The sequence below is a fragment of the Algibacter sp. genome, assembly GCF_049667265.1.
Classification (GTDB): domain Bacteria; phylum Bacteroidota; class Bacteroidia; order Flavobacteriales; family Flavobacteriaceae; genus Algibacter_B.
In genome coordinates, this window is the sequence record NZ_JBATHX010000065.1 from 16554 (window position 1) to 33676 (window position 17123).

The 17123-nt window shown below is 32.2% G+C and carries 18 protein-coding genes; 11 read left to right on the forward strand and 7 right to left on the reverse strand.

All coding sequences use genetic code 11. From position 1 onward, the window contains the following. Nucleotides 1–219: 219 nt before the first annotated feature. Nucleotides 220–2817, reverse strand: a complete 2598-nt coding sequence (locus tag WBN21_RS02495) for a phosphoenolpyruvate carboxylase (RefSeq protein WP_424197723.1) — start codon at nt 2815–2817, stop codon at nt 220–222. Nucleotides 2818–3106: 289 nt separating this feature from the next. Here WBN21_RS02495 and WBN21_RS02500 point away from each other — a divergent pair, with 289 nt between their 5' ends. Genes WBN21_RS02500 through nadB form a run of 3 tightly spaced genes read left to right on the forward strand, consistent with a single transcriptional unit; the run spans nt 3107 to nt 7487 of the window. After that, nucleotides 3107–4936 (forward strand): hypothetical protein, encoded by a 1830-nt coding sequence (locus WBN21_RS02500; protein ID WP_424197724.1) that lies wholly within the window; start codon nt 3107–3109, stop codon nt 4934–4936. Between the two features lie 54 nt (nt 4937–4990). After that, entirely contained in the window at nt 4991–5917 is a 927-nt protein-coding gene (gene nadA / locus WBN21_RS02505) for a quinolinate synthase NadA (protein WP_424197725.1), read from the forward strand. Nucleotides 5918–5921: 4 nt separating this feature from the next. Beyond that, nucleotides 5922–7487: an L-aspartate oxidase gene (gene nadB / locus WBN21_RS02510; RefSeq protein ID WP_424197726.1), complete on the forward strand. Its 1566-nt coding sequence runs from the start codon at nt 5922–5924 to the stop codon at nt 7485–7487. 49 nt (nt 7488–7536) lie between these two features. Here nadB and WBN21_RS02515 read toward each other — a convergent pair whose 3' ends face one another. After that, the gene (locus tag WBN21_RS02515) at nt 7537–7869 is read right to left on the reverse strand and encodes a single-stranded DNA-binding protein (protein WP_424197727.1); all 333 of its coding nucleotides are present in this window, start codon (nt 7867–7869) and stop codon (nt 7537–7539) included. A gap of 221 nt (nt 7870–8090) precedes the next feature. Here WBN21_RS02515 and WBN21_RS02520 point away from each other — a divergent pair, with 221 nt between their 5' ends. Beyond that, the gene (locus tag WBN21_RS02520) at nt 8091–8438 is read left to right on the forward strand and encodes a hypothetical protein (protein WP_424197728.1); all 348 of its coding nucleotides are present in this window, start codon (nt 8091–8093) and stop codon (nt 8436–8438) included. 68 nt (nt 8439–8506) lie between these two features. Further along, on the forward strand, nt 8507–9202 hold the full coding sequence (locus WBN21_RS02525) for a hypothetical protein (RefSeq protein ID WP_424197729.1): 696 nt from the start codon (nt 8507–8509) through the stop codon (nt 9200–9202). Nucleotides 9203–9263: 61 nt separating this feature from the next. Here the strand turns inward: WBN21_RS02525 and WBN21_RS02530 are convergent, their stop codons facing one another. Then, nucleotides 9264–9731, reverse strand: a complete 468-nt coding sequence (locus WBN21_RS02530; protein ID WP_424197730.1) for a CBS domain-containing protein — start codon at nt 9729–9731, stop codon at nt 9264–9266. Between the two features lie 197 nt (nt 9732–9928). Between WBN21_RS02530 and WBN21_RS02535 the strand changes: the two genes are divergently transcribed. Next, entirely contained in the window at nt 9929–10474 is a 546-nt protein-coding gene (locus WBN21_RS02535) for a hypothetical protein (RefSeq protein ID WP_424197731.1), read from the forward strand. A gap of 27 nt (nt 10475–10501) precedes the next feature. On the opposite strand, the gene WBN21_RS02540 is transcribed toward WBN21_RS02535, so the two are convergent. Then, nucleotides 10502–11023, reverse strand: a complete 522-nt coding sequence (locus WBN21_RS02540; protein WP_424197732.1) for a hypothetical protein — start codon at nt 11021–11023, stop codon at nt 10502–10504. A 157-nt stretch (nt 11024–11180) separates the two neighbouring features. On the opposite strand from WBN21_RS02540, the gene WBN21_RS02545 reads away from it, so the two are divergent. From WBN21_RS02545 to WBN21_RS02560, 4 genes are all read left to right on the forward strand, one after another. Next, a complete protein-coding gene (locus tag WBN21_RS02545) occupies nt 11181–12152 on the forward strand; it encodes an NAD-dependent epimerase/dehydratase family protein (RefSeq protein WP_424197733.1) in 972 nt (323 codons plus the stop codon). A gap of 44 nt (nt 12153–12196) precedes the next feature. Next, entirely contained in the window at nt 12197–12787 is a 591-nt protein-coding gene (locus WBN21_RS02550) for a HupE/UreJ family protein (protein ID WP_424197734.1), read from the forward strand. Between the two features lie 315 nt (nt 12788–13102). After that, the gene (locus tag WBN21_RS02555; RefSeq protein WP_424197735.1) at nt 13103–13534 is read left to right on the forward strand and encodes a deoxycytidylate deaminase; all 432 of its coding nucleotides are present in this window, start codon (nt 13103–13105) and stop codon (nt 13532–13534) included. Further along, on the forward strand, nt 13534–15126 hold the full coding sequence (locus tag WBN21_RS02560; RefSeq protein WP_424197736.1) for a S41 family peptidase: 1593 nt from the start codon (nt 13534–13536) through the stop codon (nt 15124–15126). The genes WBN21_RS02555 and WBN21_RS02560 overlap by 1 nt, the downstream gene beginning before the upstream one ends. A gap of 14 nt (nt 15127–15140) precedes the next feature. On the opposite strand, the gene WBN21_RS02565 is transcribed toward WBN21_RS02560, so the two are convergent. The 3 genes from WBN21_RS02565 to WBN21_RS02575 all read right to left on the reverse strand — a co-directional run bounded on the left by WBN21_RS02565 (nt 15141) and on the right by WBN21_RS02575 (nt 16604). Further along, nucleotides 15141–15749 (reverse strand): NAD(P)-binding domain-containing protein, encoded by a 609-nt coding sequence (locus tag WBN21_RS02565; RefSeq protein WP_424197737.1) that lies wholly within the window; start codon nt 15747–15749, stop codon nt 15141–15143. Next, entirely contained in the window at nt 15749–15952 is a 204-nt protein-coding gene (locus WBN21_RS02570) for a hypothetical protein (RefSeq protein ID WP_424197738.1), read from the reverse strand. Before WBN21_RS02570 ends, WBN21_RS02565 begins: the two co-directional genes overlap by 1 nt. A gap of 64 nt (nt 15953–16016) precedes the next feature. Further along, complete coding sequence (locus WBN21_RS02575; protein ID WP_424197739.1) at nt 16017–16604, reverse strand: MarC family protein; 588 nt, start codon at nt 16602–16604, stop codon at nt 16017–16019. A 189-nt stretch (nt 16605–16793) separates the two neighbouring features. On the opposite strand from WBN21_RS02575, the gene WBN21_RS02580 reads away from it, so the two are divergent. Next, the coding region (locus WBN21_RS02580) for a DUF3109 family protein (protein ID WP_424197740.1) at nt 16794–17123 on the forward strand (330 nt) is incomplete at its 3' end.

A 17123-nucleotide genomic window follows, 5' to 3' on the forward strand; every position in this document is an offset into this window, starting at 1 on the left:
ATTACGAAAATAGAATACAAGGTATAGACCTGTAAACAATTAACGGATTGCCTAAGTTGTTTTTATTCTTATTTGAAAAGCACTTCTATTTCGATTTTTAACAAAAAAATTCCTTTCTTTTTAAAGAAAGGAATTTTTTTTGATTCCTGATTTCAATAACTATTGAAGTAAAAGGAGTATTTTTAAAACTTTGTGTCTTGACACCTTTGCCCTAAAAATCTAAGCTGAGTTTCTACTAGCATTAATATTTCCGAATAAAGAACGTGTTACAATTTTCTCGTAAATCAACCTGTCTGGATCATCAGCAGCAACACCAGCTTTGTCTAACTCTTGAAGCTTTTTAAGAGCGAATTGTTGTATGGTTAGTAAAGGTAATACAATTGATTCTCTAACTTCAATTGAAGCTTTACCCGAAGGCTCATTTTCCATAAGCGATTTAAAGCCTGTAAGTTTTAAAAGTAATCTTTTTGTTGTTAAATATTCATCGTGTATAATATTCCAAAAACCACCAAATTCTTCATCTGAAGACATGTATTTTGTTAAATCAAAGAATGATTTTGTTAAAGACATCATACTGTTTTCTAATAGTGTTCTGAAAAATTTAGAGTTTTTATAAAGTTCTTCAACTTTTTCAAATTCACCTTGGTCTTCAAACTTTTTAAGTGCTGTTCCAACGCCATAAAAACCTGGAACGTTTTGTTTTAATTGACTCCAAGATCCAACAAAAGGGATGGCTCTTAAGTCTGAAAACACTAATTTATCTGAGTTTCCTCTTTTTGAGGGTCTACTTCCAATATTTGTTTTAGCATAGAATTTTAAAGTACTCATGCGTTCCAAATATGGAATAAACATAGGGTGACTTTTAAAATTTTTGTAAGTTTCATAACTTGTTTCAGCCAAATCAGTCATTACTTTTCTATCCGTATCAGATAAAATGTTTTTGTTCCCATCAATTCTATTTTTAATACCAGAACTAATAAGTTGTTCTAGGTTGAATTGTGCAGAATCTAACGTACCAAAATTAGAACTAATAGTTTGTCCTTGAATAGTTAATTGAACTTCTTTGTCTTCAATGGTTGGTCCTAATGATGAGTAAAATTGATGTGTTTTTCCTCCGCCACGTGCCGGTGGTCCGCCACGACCATCAAAGAATATTGCGGTAACATCGTATTTTCTAGACATTTCTGTGAGCAATTCTTTGGCTTTATAAATTCCCCAGTTAGCCATTAAATAACCACCATCTTTTGTACCGTCTGAGAAGCCAAGCATAATATGTTGTTTGCTTCCTCTAGCTCTTAAATGCGCCATGTATTCTGGATTAGTATAAAGTTGCTCCATTACGCCTGGTGCATTTTCTAAATCAGGAATAGTTTCAAATAGTGGCGCCACATCAACGGTAAGTTCGTCTTTAAAAACAACCATTTTTAGCATCGCAAATAATTGCATAACATTAAGTGCCGTCTGGTTGTTACTGATTATATATCGGTTTGCCCCGCGCTCTCCATTGCTTTTTTGAATATCTTTAATAATGGCAATGGTTTTTAAAGTGTTTCTAACCATTTCATCTTCAAAATCCTCTAAATCTGGAATATCATCAGTTGCTTTAGATAATATATCAATTTGTTCACCTTCTGATAAATCATGATAATTTTTAGGGAATGAAGACTTGCCAGTTGCTATTAAACTATCAATAACAGTAGTAAATACGCTATGGTGAATTCTACTATCCTGACGAATATCTAAGGACGCAAAACTATAACCAAAAATATGAACACGATTAATTAGATTGTTAAGTTCACTTACATATAATGATTGATGTTCGTGAACTATAATATCTCTAATACTAAGTAATTCTCTAATAAGTTCTCTTGAAGACATTATGTCTTCATCTCCAACATTTTGATTCGTACTATAGTTATAAAAAATAGTTTCTAAATTTATAATACGCTCTTCAACTCCTCTAAAGGTTAATTTTTTCCTTAAATCCTTTAAGTCTTCGTAGTATTTTTTATGAATAGATTGTTTTAATTTTTTGGCAACCTTTAATGTGGTATCTGGTTTAACAAATGGGTTTCCATCTCGGTCTCCACCTGGCCAGAATCCAATATTTATAATTTCGTTATGTTTTTTTCCATCATCATAAATACTTGTTTGAATATAATTATAGATGGAACCAAATGTCTTATAAAATACATTTTCTAAATACCATATTAAACTTATAGCCTCGTCATAAGGTGTTGGTTTATGGTGTTTAAAGAAAGGTGTTTTTCCTAACTGTCCAAATAAATTATTAATTTCAGACAGGTCATTTTCTTTTATGGCTTTTGTTAGGTTAGTTATAATACCTAAAACAGATCCAGGATAAAACTGTGTTGGATGGGCTGTTAAAACAATACGAACTTTAAATTCGTCAAGATATTTTTGTAATGCTTCAAGGTTACCTTCAGATGAAGCCGTTCCTTTTAAATTTCTAAGTGTACCAACGCCTTCCATATTATTTACAATTGGAAAAGCCGCATCCTCAACGGCGTCAAACAAAACTACCTGACGCTCAATGTATTGAATAAATCTGAACAGTAAATTTATTTGACTTTGATTATTTCTACGTGCTTGATATTTTTTGAAGAAGGATTCAACAATCATCGTTGGATTATCACCTTGTTTAAACCCTTTTTCACATGTTTCATGAAACAAAGGCAATAAAACACCTGTTTTTGTTACGGCGTCAAAAGGTAATGTCATAAATATACTATTGTATATCTGATATTTAGATAAAACACTTTGGTTGAATCTTGTTAATTTTGGCTCTACGGACATAATTTAGCTTTATGGGAAATTTAGTGATAAAAATACTAAAGGTTTGCTGAACCACATAGATGATTTAAAGTTTTGTCAATTATTATTGTTTCCTGAATTCTTATTATGAATAATTAAAAAAAACAAGGCATAACCCTGAATCTTTTTATTTTAATTGACACTAATTAGGCCTTTTATAATGTGCTATAACCTTATCATGATTTATAAGGTTGGTTTTAAAGCATGATATATGTCATATTCCTTTATTAATTACCATTTTATCTTTGCTGATTAATTATTTAAAATAATTATGATGAAAGCACATTCATTTCATATACCTGTAATGGGAATAGGTTTCACTATAGATTCGCCTTTAAAAGTAGCACAATACGGTATGGATTCCGTAATTTCCTTAGTTGATGATATTTTACTAGAGAAATTAAGAAAAATGTACAGCGAAAAATTTAAAGTTCCTTATAGCGAGATTACAGATAAGATAGAGGATTTTAGAGCAAAAAGAATTACTGCATATTTAAATTTGATTAGTGATTTGGCAGAGGAGAAATTTGAATCTTTAAAAAATGTTACATCCGATAAAAGCGATGAATTTCTGGCATATATCAATATGCTTCCTAATAATTCTAAAATAAAAGAAGAATTTAGAAAGTTAACATTAAAAGACTTTAATTTTTCTGAAATTAGAAAGTGGGCTGCCAAAAACATAACAATGGGTAGTATTGATGTTAACATCATGACCAAAGTTGATAAAGACAATTATAAAAATAAAGAAAAATTACCAGTAGAATATAATGATGCGCATGCTGCCTTAAGAGGTTTTGCTAATAGCAAATTATATTCTTCGGTGGTGCTTTCGGCAGGAATGAACCCGAGATTGTTTAATTACATGGGTCAATTTGAAGATTTTTTCCCAGATGAAAAGGGAACCTTTAAAAAACGCATTATTTTAAAAGTAAGTGATTATAGATCGGCATTAATTCAAGGTAAATTCCTAGCAAAAAAAGGCCTGTGGGTTTCAGAATATAGAATTGAATCCGGACTTAATTGTGGAGGACATGCCTTTGCTACAGATGGTTATCTTTTAGGACCCGTTTTGGCTGAGTTTAAAGAAAAACGGAATGAGTTAAGTGATACTATAAAAGAGGTGTTAAACCAAGAACTTATAGCTCAAAACCGTACTATTCCAAAAGACGGATTGTCGTTTGAAATTTCAGCTCAAGGTGGTGTGGGTACTGAAGAAGAACACAACTTTTTATTAAATCACTACCATTTAGATTCTATTGGTTGGGGCAGCCCTTTTTTATTAGTTCCGGAGGCTACAACGGTTGATGAAAACACATTAAAAAAATTGGCAACAGCTAAAGAAGATGATTTATATTTAAGTGATATTTCTCCTTTAGGCGTGCCGTTTAATAATCTTAGAGACAATACAAAGGATGCTGAAAAAGAAACCTTAATAGATAAAGGTAGACCAGGAAGTTCTTGCCCTAAAAAGTTTGTGGCACTAAATAAAGAGTTTAAAGAAACTGGAATTTGTACGGCATCTAGAGAATATCAGCATTTAAAAATAAAAGCATTAGATAGTCAGGAACTTGCCCCTGAAATATATAAAAAGGAACTCGACAAAATAACAGTAAAATCATGTACTTGTGTTGGTTTGGGTACTTCAGCATTATTAGCTTATGATTTAGATACTAGGGTTGAAGGCAAAGGCGTATCAATATGTCCAGGGCCAAATATGGCGTATTATGATAAAATAATGAGTCTTGAAAATATTACTGACCATATTTATGGAAGGGCTAATATGATTTCAAGAAATGACCGTCCCAACCTGTTTATTAAAGAGCTTTATATTTATATTGATTATTTAAAAAATAAGTTGGTAGATGCCAAAATATCGATGAATAAAAAAGAAGAAAAATACTTAATAACCTTTACTAAAAACTTAAACGAAGGTGTGTTGTATTATAAATCATTGTTTAGCGAATTAAAAACCAAGTTTCAAGATGTTAAGGTGAATGTTTTAAATGAATTAAATGAAAGCGAAAAAGCATTAAAGTTAATTGCTATTGAAATAGAAAATTTGTCGATACATAATAATGTTAAGCCTATTTTAAATTAGAGTTTATATATTACTTTTGTTTTTTTAACAATATTTGAACTCTAATTAATAATAATGGATTTAGTAAAAGAAATTAATCGTCTTAAAAAAGAAAAGAACGCTATAATTTTAGCACATTATTATCAAGTAGGAGAAATACAAGATATAGCCGATTATGTTGGTGATAGTTTAGGCTTGTCTCAAAAAGCGGCAGAAACAGATGCAGATATGATTGTGTTTGCTGGTGTGCATTTTATGGCAGAAACTGCTAAAATTTTAAGCCCTGACAAAACAGTCGTATTGCCAGATTTAAATGCAGGATGTTCGTTAGCAGATTCTTGTCCTCCAGATGCTTTCGAGAAATTCACAAAAGCACACCCAAACCATGTGGTGATTACATATGTGAATTGTTCGGCTGAAATTAAAGCCTTGAGCGATATTGTTTGTACCTCTTCGAATGCCTTAAAAATTGTAAACTCTATTCCAAAAGAAACCCCAATTATATTTGCTCCAGATAGAAATTTAGGGCAATATATTATAAATGAAACAGGTAGAGATATGCTACTTTGGGATGGAAGCTGTATTGTTCACGAAGCATTTTCTATGGATAAGCTTATTGAGCTTCACAAAAAATATCCTGATTATAAAATTATTGCACATCCAGAATCTGAAACACATATTTTAAATACGGCAACGTATATTGGGTCTACTTCAGGGATGATAAATTATGTAAAAGCGCATCAAGACCAAAAGTTTATTGTGGCTACCGAAGCTGGTATTTTACATAAAATGAAACAAGAAATGCCAAATACAGAATTGGTTCCAGCTCCAGCTAAAGAAGATAATACTTGTGCGTGTAGTGAATGTCATTTTATGAAAATGAATACCCTTCAAAAACTATACGATTGCATGCTTAATGAGTCGCCACAAATAGAGGTGAATCCAGATATTATTGAACGCGCATTGTTGCCAATAGCACGTATGTTGGAATTATCTAAATAATACTATGAATACAGATTATTTGGTAATAGGTTCGGGTATTGCGGGTTTAACATTTTCAGTAAAAATGGCTGAAAAATTTCCAGACCGAAAAGTTGTTGTTGTAACTAAAGCAAACGAAGACGAATCTAACACCAAATATGCACAAGGTGGTGTTGCTATTGTATCTAACAAACAAGAAGACTCCTTTAAAAAACATATAAAAGACACTTTAATTGCTGGCGATGGGCTTTGCGATGAAGATGTTGTTAAAATGGTGGTTAAAGAAGGTCCAGACCGTTTCGAAGAATTATTGCTTTGGGGTGCTAATTTTGATGTTAATGATATTGGCGAATTTGATTTAGGAAAGGAAGGTGGGCATTCGGAATACCGTATAATACATCATAAAGATATTACGGGTTATGAAATTGAAAGAGCTTTATTGACTAAAGCACATCAATTAGAGAATATTTCTATTTTACCACATCATTTTGCCATCGATTTAATTACGAATCATCAAATAAAAGACAATGTTTCTAATAAATTAACTTGCTATGGTGCCTATGTTTTAGATCAGTTATCAGGAGATATTTTTACCATAAAAGCAAATAGTACGTTATTGGCATCTGGAGGCATAGGTTGTGTTTACGGGCATACAACAAACCCAGTAATTGCAACTGGAGACGGAATAGCTATGGCTTACAGAGCTAAAGCACGAATTAAAGACATGGAATTTGTACAGTTTCATCCAACGGCTTTATATGAAGCTAAGGGCGAATCTTCTTTTTTAATTTCTGAAGCGGTTAGAGGTTTTGGCGCTTATTTAAGAAATAAAAAAGGCTATCGGTTTATGCCTGATTATGATGAACGTGCCGAACTTGCTTCACGAGATATTGTATCACAAAGTATTGATAGTGAATTAAAAAAATCTGGAGAGCCGCATGTGTATTTAGATTGTACACATTTAGATATGGATGCTTTTATCAAACATTTTCCTAATATTTTCAACGAATGTTTAGAGCACCATATTGATATTAAAACCGATTGGATTCCAGTAGTACCAGCATCACATTATTTATGTGGTGGGATAGAAGTAAATAAGCAAGGAGAGACAACCGTCAATAATCTACATGCTTGTGGAGAATGTTCTAGAACAGGACTACACGGCGCAAACAGATTAGCTTCGAACTCTTTATTGGAGGCACTCGTATATGCACATAATATTTTCAAGAATCTATCTAAAAATAAAAATGAAACTTTAGATGTTGATATTCCTGAGTGGAATGATGAAGGTACCTCAATTCCTGAAGAGCATATTTTAATACAACATAACCTAAAACAATTACAAGCTTTAATGCGTGATTATGTAGGTATCGTTAGAAGTAATAAAAGACTAAAACGCGCCATTAAACATTTAGATTTAATTTATGAGGAAGTTGAAGATTTGTATCGAGAATCTAAAATAACCACTTCGCTTTGCGAACTGAGGAATATGATTAATGTAGCACACCTTATTATCAGACAATCTTTAGATAGAAAAGAAAATAAAGGTGGTTATTTTAATATTGATAATATAAAAAAAGGAAGCCTATAATATTATAAGCTTCCTTTACTAAGTTCAATTTTTCAGGCAAAAAAAGGTCTTATTTTCCTAGCATTAATAATTCACCACATACAATTTCTGTGATGTAGCGTTTGTTACCATCCTTATCATCATAGCTTCTTGAGGTTAGTTTACCTTCAATAGCAACTTCTTTTCCTTTGGTTACATATTTTTCAATTATTTGTGCTGTCTTTCCCCAGGCTATTACATTATGCCATTGGGTGTCCGTTACTTTTTCACCTTTATTATTTGTGTAGCTTTCGTTTGTAGCAATATTAAATTTTGCTAAAGTTTTTCCTGATTCTAGATTGATGATTTCAGGATCATTTCCTAAGTTACCAATCAACTGTACTTTGTTTCTAAGTGTGTTCATAATTTTAAATTTTATTCGTTAAACAGTTAATACTATCGAGTTCTTATGTTTCGACATTGCAAAGATGCGGCACTTGAAAAATTATAATCGGTTAGTAAGCATTTGTGTTCGTTTGTAAATAATTGTAGTCGTTTATATCGTTTTAATGTATTGTTATAATTGAATAGTTCAATTGTTAATTTTTCAAAATAAAATGCATATATTTATAAAAATTAGTAATTATGAATAAAGTTTGCTTAGAATGTGGCGAAAAATTAATTGGCAGAAGTGATAAAAAATTCTGTAGTGATTATTGCAGAAATGCCTATAACAACACCATAAATAAAGATTCTAAAAACCTGATTCGAAATATAAATAATCGATTAAGAAAGAATTGGAGAATTTTAGAAACCTTAAACCCAACACAGAAAACAAAAACCACAAGAACGAAACTTATTCAAAACGGTTTCGATTTTAATTATTTTACCAGTATTTACACCACCAAAGCAGGAACTATTTATTACTTTGTTTACGATCAAGGGTATTTACCTTTAGATGGCGATTTTTATGCTCTTGTAAAACGGGAGTAATTTTCTGTAACTTTTAAAGGTGTTAGGACACTAATAATTATCAACTAATATGAGTTAAACTAAAAAAAATGAGCACTCCCATTATTGTAATAATCGCTTTAAGTCTTTTTGCAGTAATCGCTTATTTGATTTACTATTACCTACCCAAAACAATTATTTTAAGACGATTAAAAAATTTACCCAGTCAACGTATTGGAAGTTTAAAAACAAACACCTATTCTAAAACAGAAGGAACCGCTTTAAATATTGAAGCGCCTTTAATTGCGCCTTTAAGCAAACGAAAATGTGTGTTTTACAAGATGAAGATTCAAAAAAAAGTAAGTTCAGGTAAAAATTCGCATTGGAAAACCATTGTTAACGAAGAGCATATTCAAGATTTTTTTATCGAGCAAATGGGCGAACGGATGGTTGTGCTTCCTACTAAAGAACCAAAAAATTATTACGATTATTTAGTAACAGATAAAAAAGCAAGCGTAAGTTTATTTAAGGAACTTACTCCAGAGTTTGAAGCGCTATTAAATTCTTATAATATAAAAACCGAAAATTTATTTGGGTTTAACAAGCAGCTCCGTTACACCGAAGCTATTGTTGAGGTTGGTGAGGAAATTACCGTGGCAGGTTATGTTAATTGGCAAAAGTTAGATAACCCGGTGAAAGATTATAGCTATTCCAGTATTGCAGCAATTACTTCAAAAGGGAAGGATAAAATTTTAATAACCGATAGTCCAGATGCCTTAAAACCAAAACATGGTCGTATTAAATAAGAAAAGCTTTTAGTTTTTAATCAACTAAAAGCTTTTCAATAAGTATATATTAGAGTTTAATCTATTTCCAGTTATGTCCTTTTAATTTCATGGCTGCTTTAAGAACGTCATTTTGGCTTATTTGCCCAATTAACTTTCCATTTTCAACTACAGGAAAACGACGTCTATGAGTTTTAACAAACATACTAGCGGCATCAAAAATATTCATGTTTTCGTCAATAGTGTCCACATCTTTTGTAAAATATTTCTCAATCGTCATATCTTGCATTGGCATGTTGTAATAACGACTTTCACTAATTTGTTTTATACAATCTGTTTCGGATATTATACCAATTAATTCGTGGTTTTCATTAACTACTGGACCACCAGAAATTCTGTTTTTTATTAATGATTGCATAACACTCTCGATAGTCTGATCGGCCGTAAAGGTTATTAAATCTCTAGTCATATAATCACTAACTGAAAAGGGAATGTCATTGGAATCATTACTTTGATTTCTTCTAGCTCCTTGAAAACTTTTTATTGCCATAGTTATAAATTTTAGTAATTTTAAATATACTTAATTTTTTTTGTTTTTCCTAAAATTATAGAATTATAGAAAAGTTGTAATAAACATCATATAATGTAGAATTGATAAAAAATAGTAATTGGCATATTTTTAATGGATTATGTGGTGTTTTTTTATAGTTTAGCGCAAAACAAAAAATTTAAAATAAAACTTGAATTATGAAAAAAGATAAAACAATACTAAAATTAATCATACTTGTAATAATAGTCATGTTTTATGGAAATGGTTATTCCCAAACGGACGAAACTATAGAAAGTGATAGCATAAGCAAGGCAAATAAAAACTTAAAATTTGGCTGTGGTTTTGGCTTAAACTTTGTTGGGGGAACAAATATTAGTGTATCTCCTAATTTAACGTATACGGTTAGCGATAAAATGGCATTTGGTGGAGGGCTTCAAGGGAGCTATACATCTATAAAAGATTTTCGAAATACAACTACTTTTGGGCTTAACCTATTAACAATGTATAAGCCAGTTAAAAAAATAGCCTTGTTGTTGGAGTTTGTAGAATTAAGAGTTTTAACAGAAACGGAAAACTTAGGTGTAAAAACCAAAAATAATTTTTGGGACACCGCTTTATTTTTGGGTGCCGGTTTTAATGTAACCAATAAAATATTAATTGGTGCAAAATACAATATGTTGTATGATGACAAGGAAAGTGTATATACAAGTGCTATAATTCCTTTTGTAAATATTACATTCTAAACTTACTCTAGATTAAATATAATGATATTATGGCTTTTCAATAGATCGGTTATCAAATTCAATTTTTTTATTCATTTGAAAACTTAAATTTGAAAACGCCACTAAAAACTCTTTTATATTTTCGAGTAATTCTTCCTTGCTGGTTGTTGTAAGGTTCGATAAACTTTCAAGCTTCAGTAGTTTCGTTTCTAAAACTAATAATCTAGATAGGATAGATTCGGAATTTAAGGCTGCAGGAATATTTTGTTTCAATTCTTTTATAAGTAATTGAATCACTTTTTCATTATCATTAAAATAGGAAAGGTCTCCTTTTTTCACGTTATCAATAATGGCATTCAATTGCTCATATTCAGCCCAATCTTTAATAGTTTCTTCAGTTTTAGGGTCTAAAATATATTCAACGTACTTCAGTCTGGAAACGTCTTGCTCAGTAATTTCTTGAGTTTTATTTTGTTCAACCTCATTTTCAGTAGTTGTATCCTCTTGAGTTTTTTTACAAGAAGTAAATAATAGAATAAAGCTTAAAACAATTAAAGGTTTAAAATACATGGTGGGCCATTTAAATTGATGCGATACAAATATATAGTAATCGTTTATTTTTTAATCGTTTTAATAAAAATCAAATATGGAATATTTCAATTTAAAAATACATTATTATCAATAAAAACTTATTATTTTTGAAGTATCCTTATAAAAAAGCTATTTAATGAGCTCAAAAATATTAATCATAGGCGCTTGCGGGCAAATTGGTTCAGAATTAACATATAGGCTTAGACGTTTATTTGGCGACAAAAATGTTGTGGCTAGCGATATTAATGCTAATAATTTAGAAATTTCTAAATCTGGTATTTTCGAGATTGTTGATGCGCAAGATTTTACAAGTGTAAAAAACTGTATAGAAAAACACCAAATAGACACCGTATATTTAATGGCCGCAATGTTAAGTGCCACAGGCGAAAAACACCCTGAAAAAGCATGGGATTTAAATACCGATTCGCTATTTCATGTATTAAATTTAGCAAAGGATAAAATTATTAAAAGAATATTTTGGCCATCAAGTATTGCCGTTTTTGGACCAACTACGCCAACAAAATATACGCCGCAATATACTACCATGGAGCCATCAACCGTTTATGGTATAACCAAACAAGTTGGCGAGCGGTGGTGCGAATACTATTTTAATAAATATGGAGTAGATGTGCGGAGCATTCGTTACCCCGGTATTATTAGCTGGAAAACATTACCTGGTGGTGGTACTACTGATTATGCCGTCGAGATATACCACGAAGCTATAAAAACAAACCAATACCAATGCTTTTTAAAAGCAGATACCGAATTGCCCATGATGTTTATGGACGACGCCATTAAAGCAACAATCGATATTATGATGGCCAAACCAAAGGATATTAAAATTAGGTCGTCGTATAATTTAGCAGCCATAAGCTTTACACCGCAAGAAGTTGCAGACTCAATAAAAAAACATATTCCAGAATTTGAAATTAGCTACGCACCAGATTTTAGGCAGGAAATAGCCAATAGCTGGCCAAAAAGTATTAACGATTCCTACGCGAGGCAAGACTGGAAATGGAAACACTCCTTTTTATTAGAGGATATTACTCAAGAAATGCTATTTCAGTTAGGTAAAAAATATAAAACTATTAAAAAAACATCGCAATAGTTGTATCTTTGAAACACCCAAATTAACCCTAAATCTTAATTATTATGCTTGAAAATTTTTGGTTTAATGTAGAGTATGGCATTAACCACGTGTTAGATATAAATGCCTACGACCACGTCCTATTCCTTATAGCCTTAACCGTTCCTTATGTATTTAAAGACTGGAAACGGGTGCTTTTACTCGTATCTATGTTTACTCTTGGGCACACACTGTCCTTAGTATTGGCAGCCTACAATGTAGTAACTGTAAATGCCACGGTGGTCGAGTTCCTAATACCAATTACTATTTTAGTAGTCGCACTTTTTAATGTATTTACCTCGGGTAAAGGAGCGCAGCGCGAAAAAATAGGTGTCATCTTTCTGTCCACGCTGTTTTTTGGATTAATACACGGTTTAGGTTTCGCTCGTGAATTCCATATGCTATTAAGCGATACAGATAATAAACTCGTTTTACTACTTGAATTTGCTTTAGGTATCGAACTCTCACAAGTAATCATCGTTTTTGTAGTGCTATTTTTAAGCTATATCGTGCAAACCATTTTCAGGTTTACTCGCCGCGATTGGATTATGGTAATATCTGCAATCGTAGTAGGATTAGTAATTCCCATGATTTTAAATAGCGACTTTTTAGCCTAGTTATTCAGTTTTTCATTTCTTTGAATAAGGAAATCTTTTTTATGGGATTTCCAAAAGGGTCGGGATTTCCTCTGCTATCCCCAACGTAGAAAGTAGCACTCAAGCCAAAATTTCATAAAACTTTAACGAAATGGCGTTGTAATTAAAATACGAAGCAACTATATTCGTTATAAAGTTTCGCGTTAAGGATAGTAGTGGAAATCCTTTTGCTTTTGCAAAAGATTGAAACAGATAGCCTGACCCGAATTGTTGTAAATTTCAAGTTTTAGTTTGAAACTTAAAATGAGGGGAACGCCCAAATAAATTAAAAAGTTAATGCCAAAAAAGAAACAGCTTAAGTACGATAAGGCTTATTTAAGAATTGCTCAAGAATGGGGAAAATTATCCTATTGTAAACGCAGGCAAGTAGGTGCTATAATTGTTAAGGATAGAATGATAATTTCAGACGGGTACAACGGAACGCCATCAGGTTTTGAGAATTTTTGTGAGGATGATGAAGGTTACACCAAATGGTATGTGCTGCATGCCGAGGCTAATGCCATTTTAAAGGTGGCAGCATCAACCCAATCGGCAAAAGGTGCAACGCTTTATATTACCATGTCGCCTTGTAAGGAATGCAGTAAATTAATTCATCAGGCTGGTGTAATAAAAGTGGTGTATAATGAAGCTTATAAAGACGATTCTGGATTGAAATTTTTGGAAAAAGCAGGAATAGTTTTAGAACATATTGAAGATTTGAAGGAATAATGGCAAATCAAAAAAAATATTTACCCCTTTTTTTAGGTGTTGCTATTGCGGCAGGTATTTTTATTGGCGGAAAGTTAGATTTTAACGACTCGTCCGATAGGCTGTTTTCTACAAATAGCAAAAAAGATAAACTCAACAGACTTATTGATTATATTGAATATGATTATGTAGATGATATTGATACCGATAGTATTGTTGATGTTACTGTAAATGGCATTTTAGAAAATCTAGATCCGCATTCGGTATATATTCCTAAAGCAGATATGGCACGTGTTGCCGAAGAAATGAAAGGCGATTTTGTGGGTATTGGCGTGAGTTTTTATACTTATAAAGATACCATTGCTGTTATTCGTTCTATTGAAAACGGGCCAAGTGCCAAAGCCGGAATTAAAGGTGGCGATAGAATTATTATGGCCGATGGCGATTCACTTTTTGGTAAAAACCTTGAGGATGGTGAGATTATAAAGAAACTAAAAGGTGATATAAACTCTAAAGTAAAGCTTAAAGTTTACCGACGTGGTGAGCCAAAACTATTGAATTTTACAGTAAAGCGTGGTGAAATACCAATTAAAAGTGTGGATGCTGCTTATATGCTAACTGAAAAATTAGGGTATATAAAAGTGAACAGGTTTGCTGAATCTACGTACAAAGAATTTAAAGCTGGGATTGCAAAGTTAAAAGGTTTGGGTGCCACAGAAATGGTCTTGGATTTACGAAATAATCCTGGTGGTTTTTTAGGCATTGCTGAGCAAATTGTTGATGAGTTTCTTGAAGATGATAAGCTTATTTTATTTACAAAGAACAAACGAGGCGATATTGAAGAAAGTTTTGCTACTAAAAAAGGGGACTTTGAAAACGGCAAAGTTTACGTTTTGATTGACGAGAACTCGGCTTCGGCAAGTGAAATTATTGCTGGAGCATTGCAGGATAATGACAAAGGCACCATTATTGGACGACGAAGCTATGGAAAGGGACTCGTGCAACGAGAAATGGATTTGGGCGATGGTAGTGCGGTGCGCTTAACGGTATCTCGATATTACACGCCAACAGGCCGGTCTATTCAGCGGCCTTATGAAAACGGGAATAAAGATTATTACGATGAGTACTTTGAGAGATTGAATAGCGGCGAGCTGCTAGATTCTGAAAATATTAAGGTGGATGATTCCTTAAAGTTTAAAACGCCAGGAGGAAAAATAGTTTACGGCGGTGGTGGTATAATTCCCGATGTTTTTGTGCCAATTGATAATAGCATGCAAAACGAAACCCTTTCATTTTTACTGCGCCGTGGGTATTTTGGAAATTTTGTTTTTGAGCAGTTGGAACAGGACAGACATTTATATGACGATTACAACAGACAAAATTTTATAGACTCCTTTAAGGTTGGTGATGATTTAGTTTTTGCTTTTCAGGATTATATAAACCTAAGAACCGAATCGAAAGTAACGTTTGTAGCCTATCATGATGAGGTGAAACAATATATTAAAGCCACCCTTGCCGACCAACTTTTTGGAATTGGTGCTTTTGAGGAAGTTTATAATCAACGCGATATAATGATCGATGAGGTTATTAAGTTGAGTGATTCTGGGGAGTGATTTGTCAAGCTAAACTAGTCTTCAATTTTATCATGCACCTTAACATCCTTCCCACCATTCCAAAGGGTTAAAATATCAGTAGCCACATGTGCACCACTTCCGGAAGCAATTGCAAATTGGCTCCGCCATCCTGCTAAAGTACCCGCAACATATAAGTTTTCTTCAATTAGGTGGTCAGTATTTTTTAACCAAATGCGATCTTTATCAATAGCAGCTCTCGGGTGTGGTTCAAGGTATTTGTCTAATCCTTTTATGATCATTAAATTGGTGTAGCCAACAGCGATAACCACTATTTTGGATTGGTAAGTATTTTTGTTTGTTCTAACCGAAAAATGAGTATTGTTTTTTGAAATCTCAAGAACTTTTTCATGGTCAATTTGTTCAACATGCGGATACAAATTTGAAAGTTGTTCTTTGCCGCTTTCTAAAATGGAAGCACCAGTAGTTCCAGAGGCTAATCCTAATACATTATTAAATAAGGCGGTTTGTAAGTGCGATGTTTTTTGATGTGTGATAATGCCTATGGATTTATTTTCAGCAAACGCTTTCTGCTTGGCAGAACCTAAAACCAAAGCACAAGACATGCCAGCTGCACCACCACCAATTATTAATGCATCGTACATTACTTGGTACCCTTTACTTTTTGCTCAATACGTTTTGAAGTTCTTAAAATAGCCATCATAACGAGAACACAAAGTGAAGCTACAATAGTTATTACAGCAATAATACTATCGCCTTCCAAAGGAGCTTTAAAATTAACTTGAGTAAAATTAAAAACGATTAAACCAAAGGCAATCACACTAAGAATTATGGTGAAAATTTTCATGTATTTTGAATTTTTAATGTACTAATTTAAGATAATCTTTTTTGCCAAATACTTAATATGGTTTTTAAATGACAGAAAATAAAGCTTTTATATTGTGTGCAAATAATTTTACTGCAATAGCAAGTAGCACAACTCCAAACACTTTTCGAATAATATTAATACCGTTTTTCCCAATTAAACGTTCAATTTTTGCAGAAGTTTTTAGGACAATATAAATAATAACAACGTTCAATAAAACGGCTACAATAATATTTTGTGTACTAAATTCTGCTCTTAATGATAGTAAAGTTGTTAAACTTCCTGGGCCAGCAATTAGTGGAAAAGCTAAAGGGAAAACAGCAGTAGTCATAGTGTCGTGTTCTTCCTGTTTATACAGAGTAATACCTAAAATCATTTCTAAAGCAATAAAAAACAGAATGAATGACCCAGCAACTGCAAATGAGTTAATGTCAATTCCAATAAGATTTAAAATGCTTTTTCCTAAAAACAGAAAAACAATTAAAATCACACCAGAAATAATGGAGGCTTTTTCACTTTGTATATGTCCGGCTTTTTTTCTTAAGTCAATAACAATAGGAATGTTACCAACAATATCTATAACAGCAAAAAGGATCATGAATGCTGTAAAAATTTCTTTAAAATTGAATTGCATTATTTTATATTTTTTTATTTTACTAATAGTTCCATTTTTTATGGACTTTTCATTTGCGATTATGTGAAATTCTAAAAATTTGACCCTTTTAAAATGGGATTCTTAATTTTTCGGCAAAAGTAGATTATTATCTTAATTAAATAAACCTAAAGTTTAACTATTTTTGTCGACTACAAGATAAATTTTTTTATGTTTCAAATAGGTAAAACCATTGTTTCTGAGGACATTATAGAAAAGGATTTTATGTGTAATCTATCAGCATGCAAAGGCGCATGTTGTGTTGATGGTGATGCAGGAGCGCCGCTTGATGCCGACGAAGCTAAAATTCTAAAAGATATTTACCCTAAAGTGAAGCCTTTTTTGCGTCAAGAAGGTATTGATGTTATAGAGGCTCAAGGTACATTTATTACTACTGAAGATGGCGAATTAGAAACACCACTAATTAACGGAGCAGATTGCGCCTATGTTATTTATGATCAGAAAAAAGTAGCACTTTGTGGTATTGAAGAAGCCTATAAT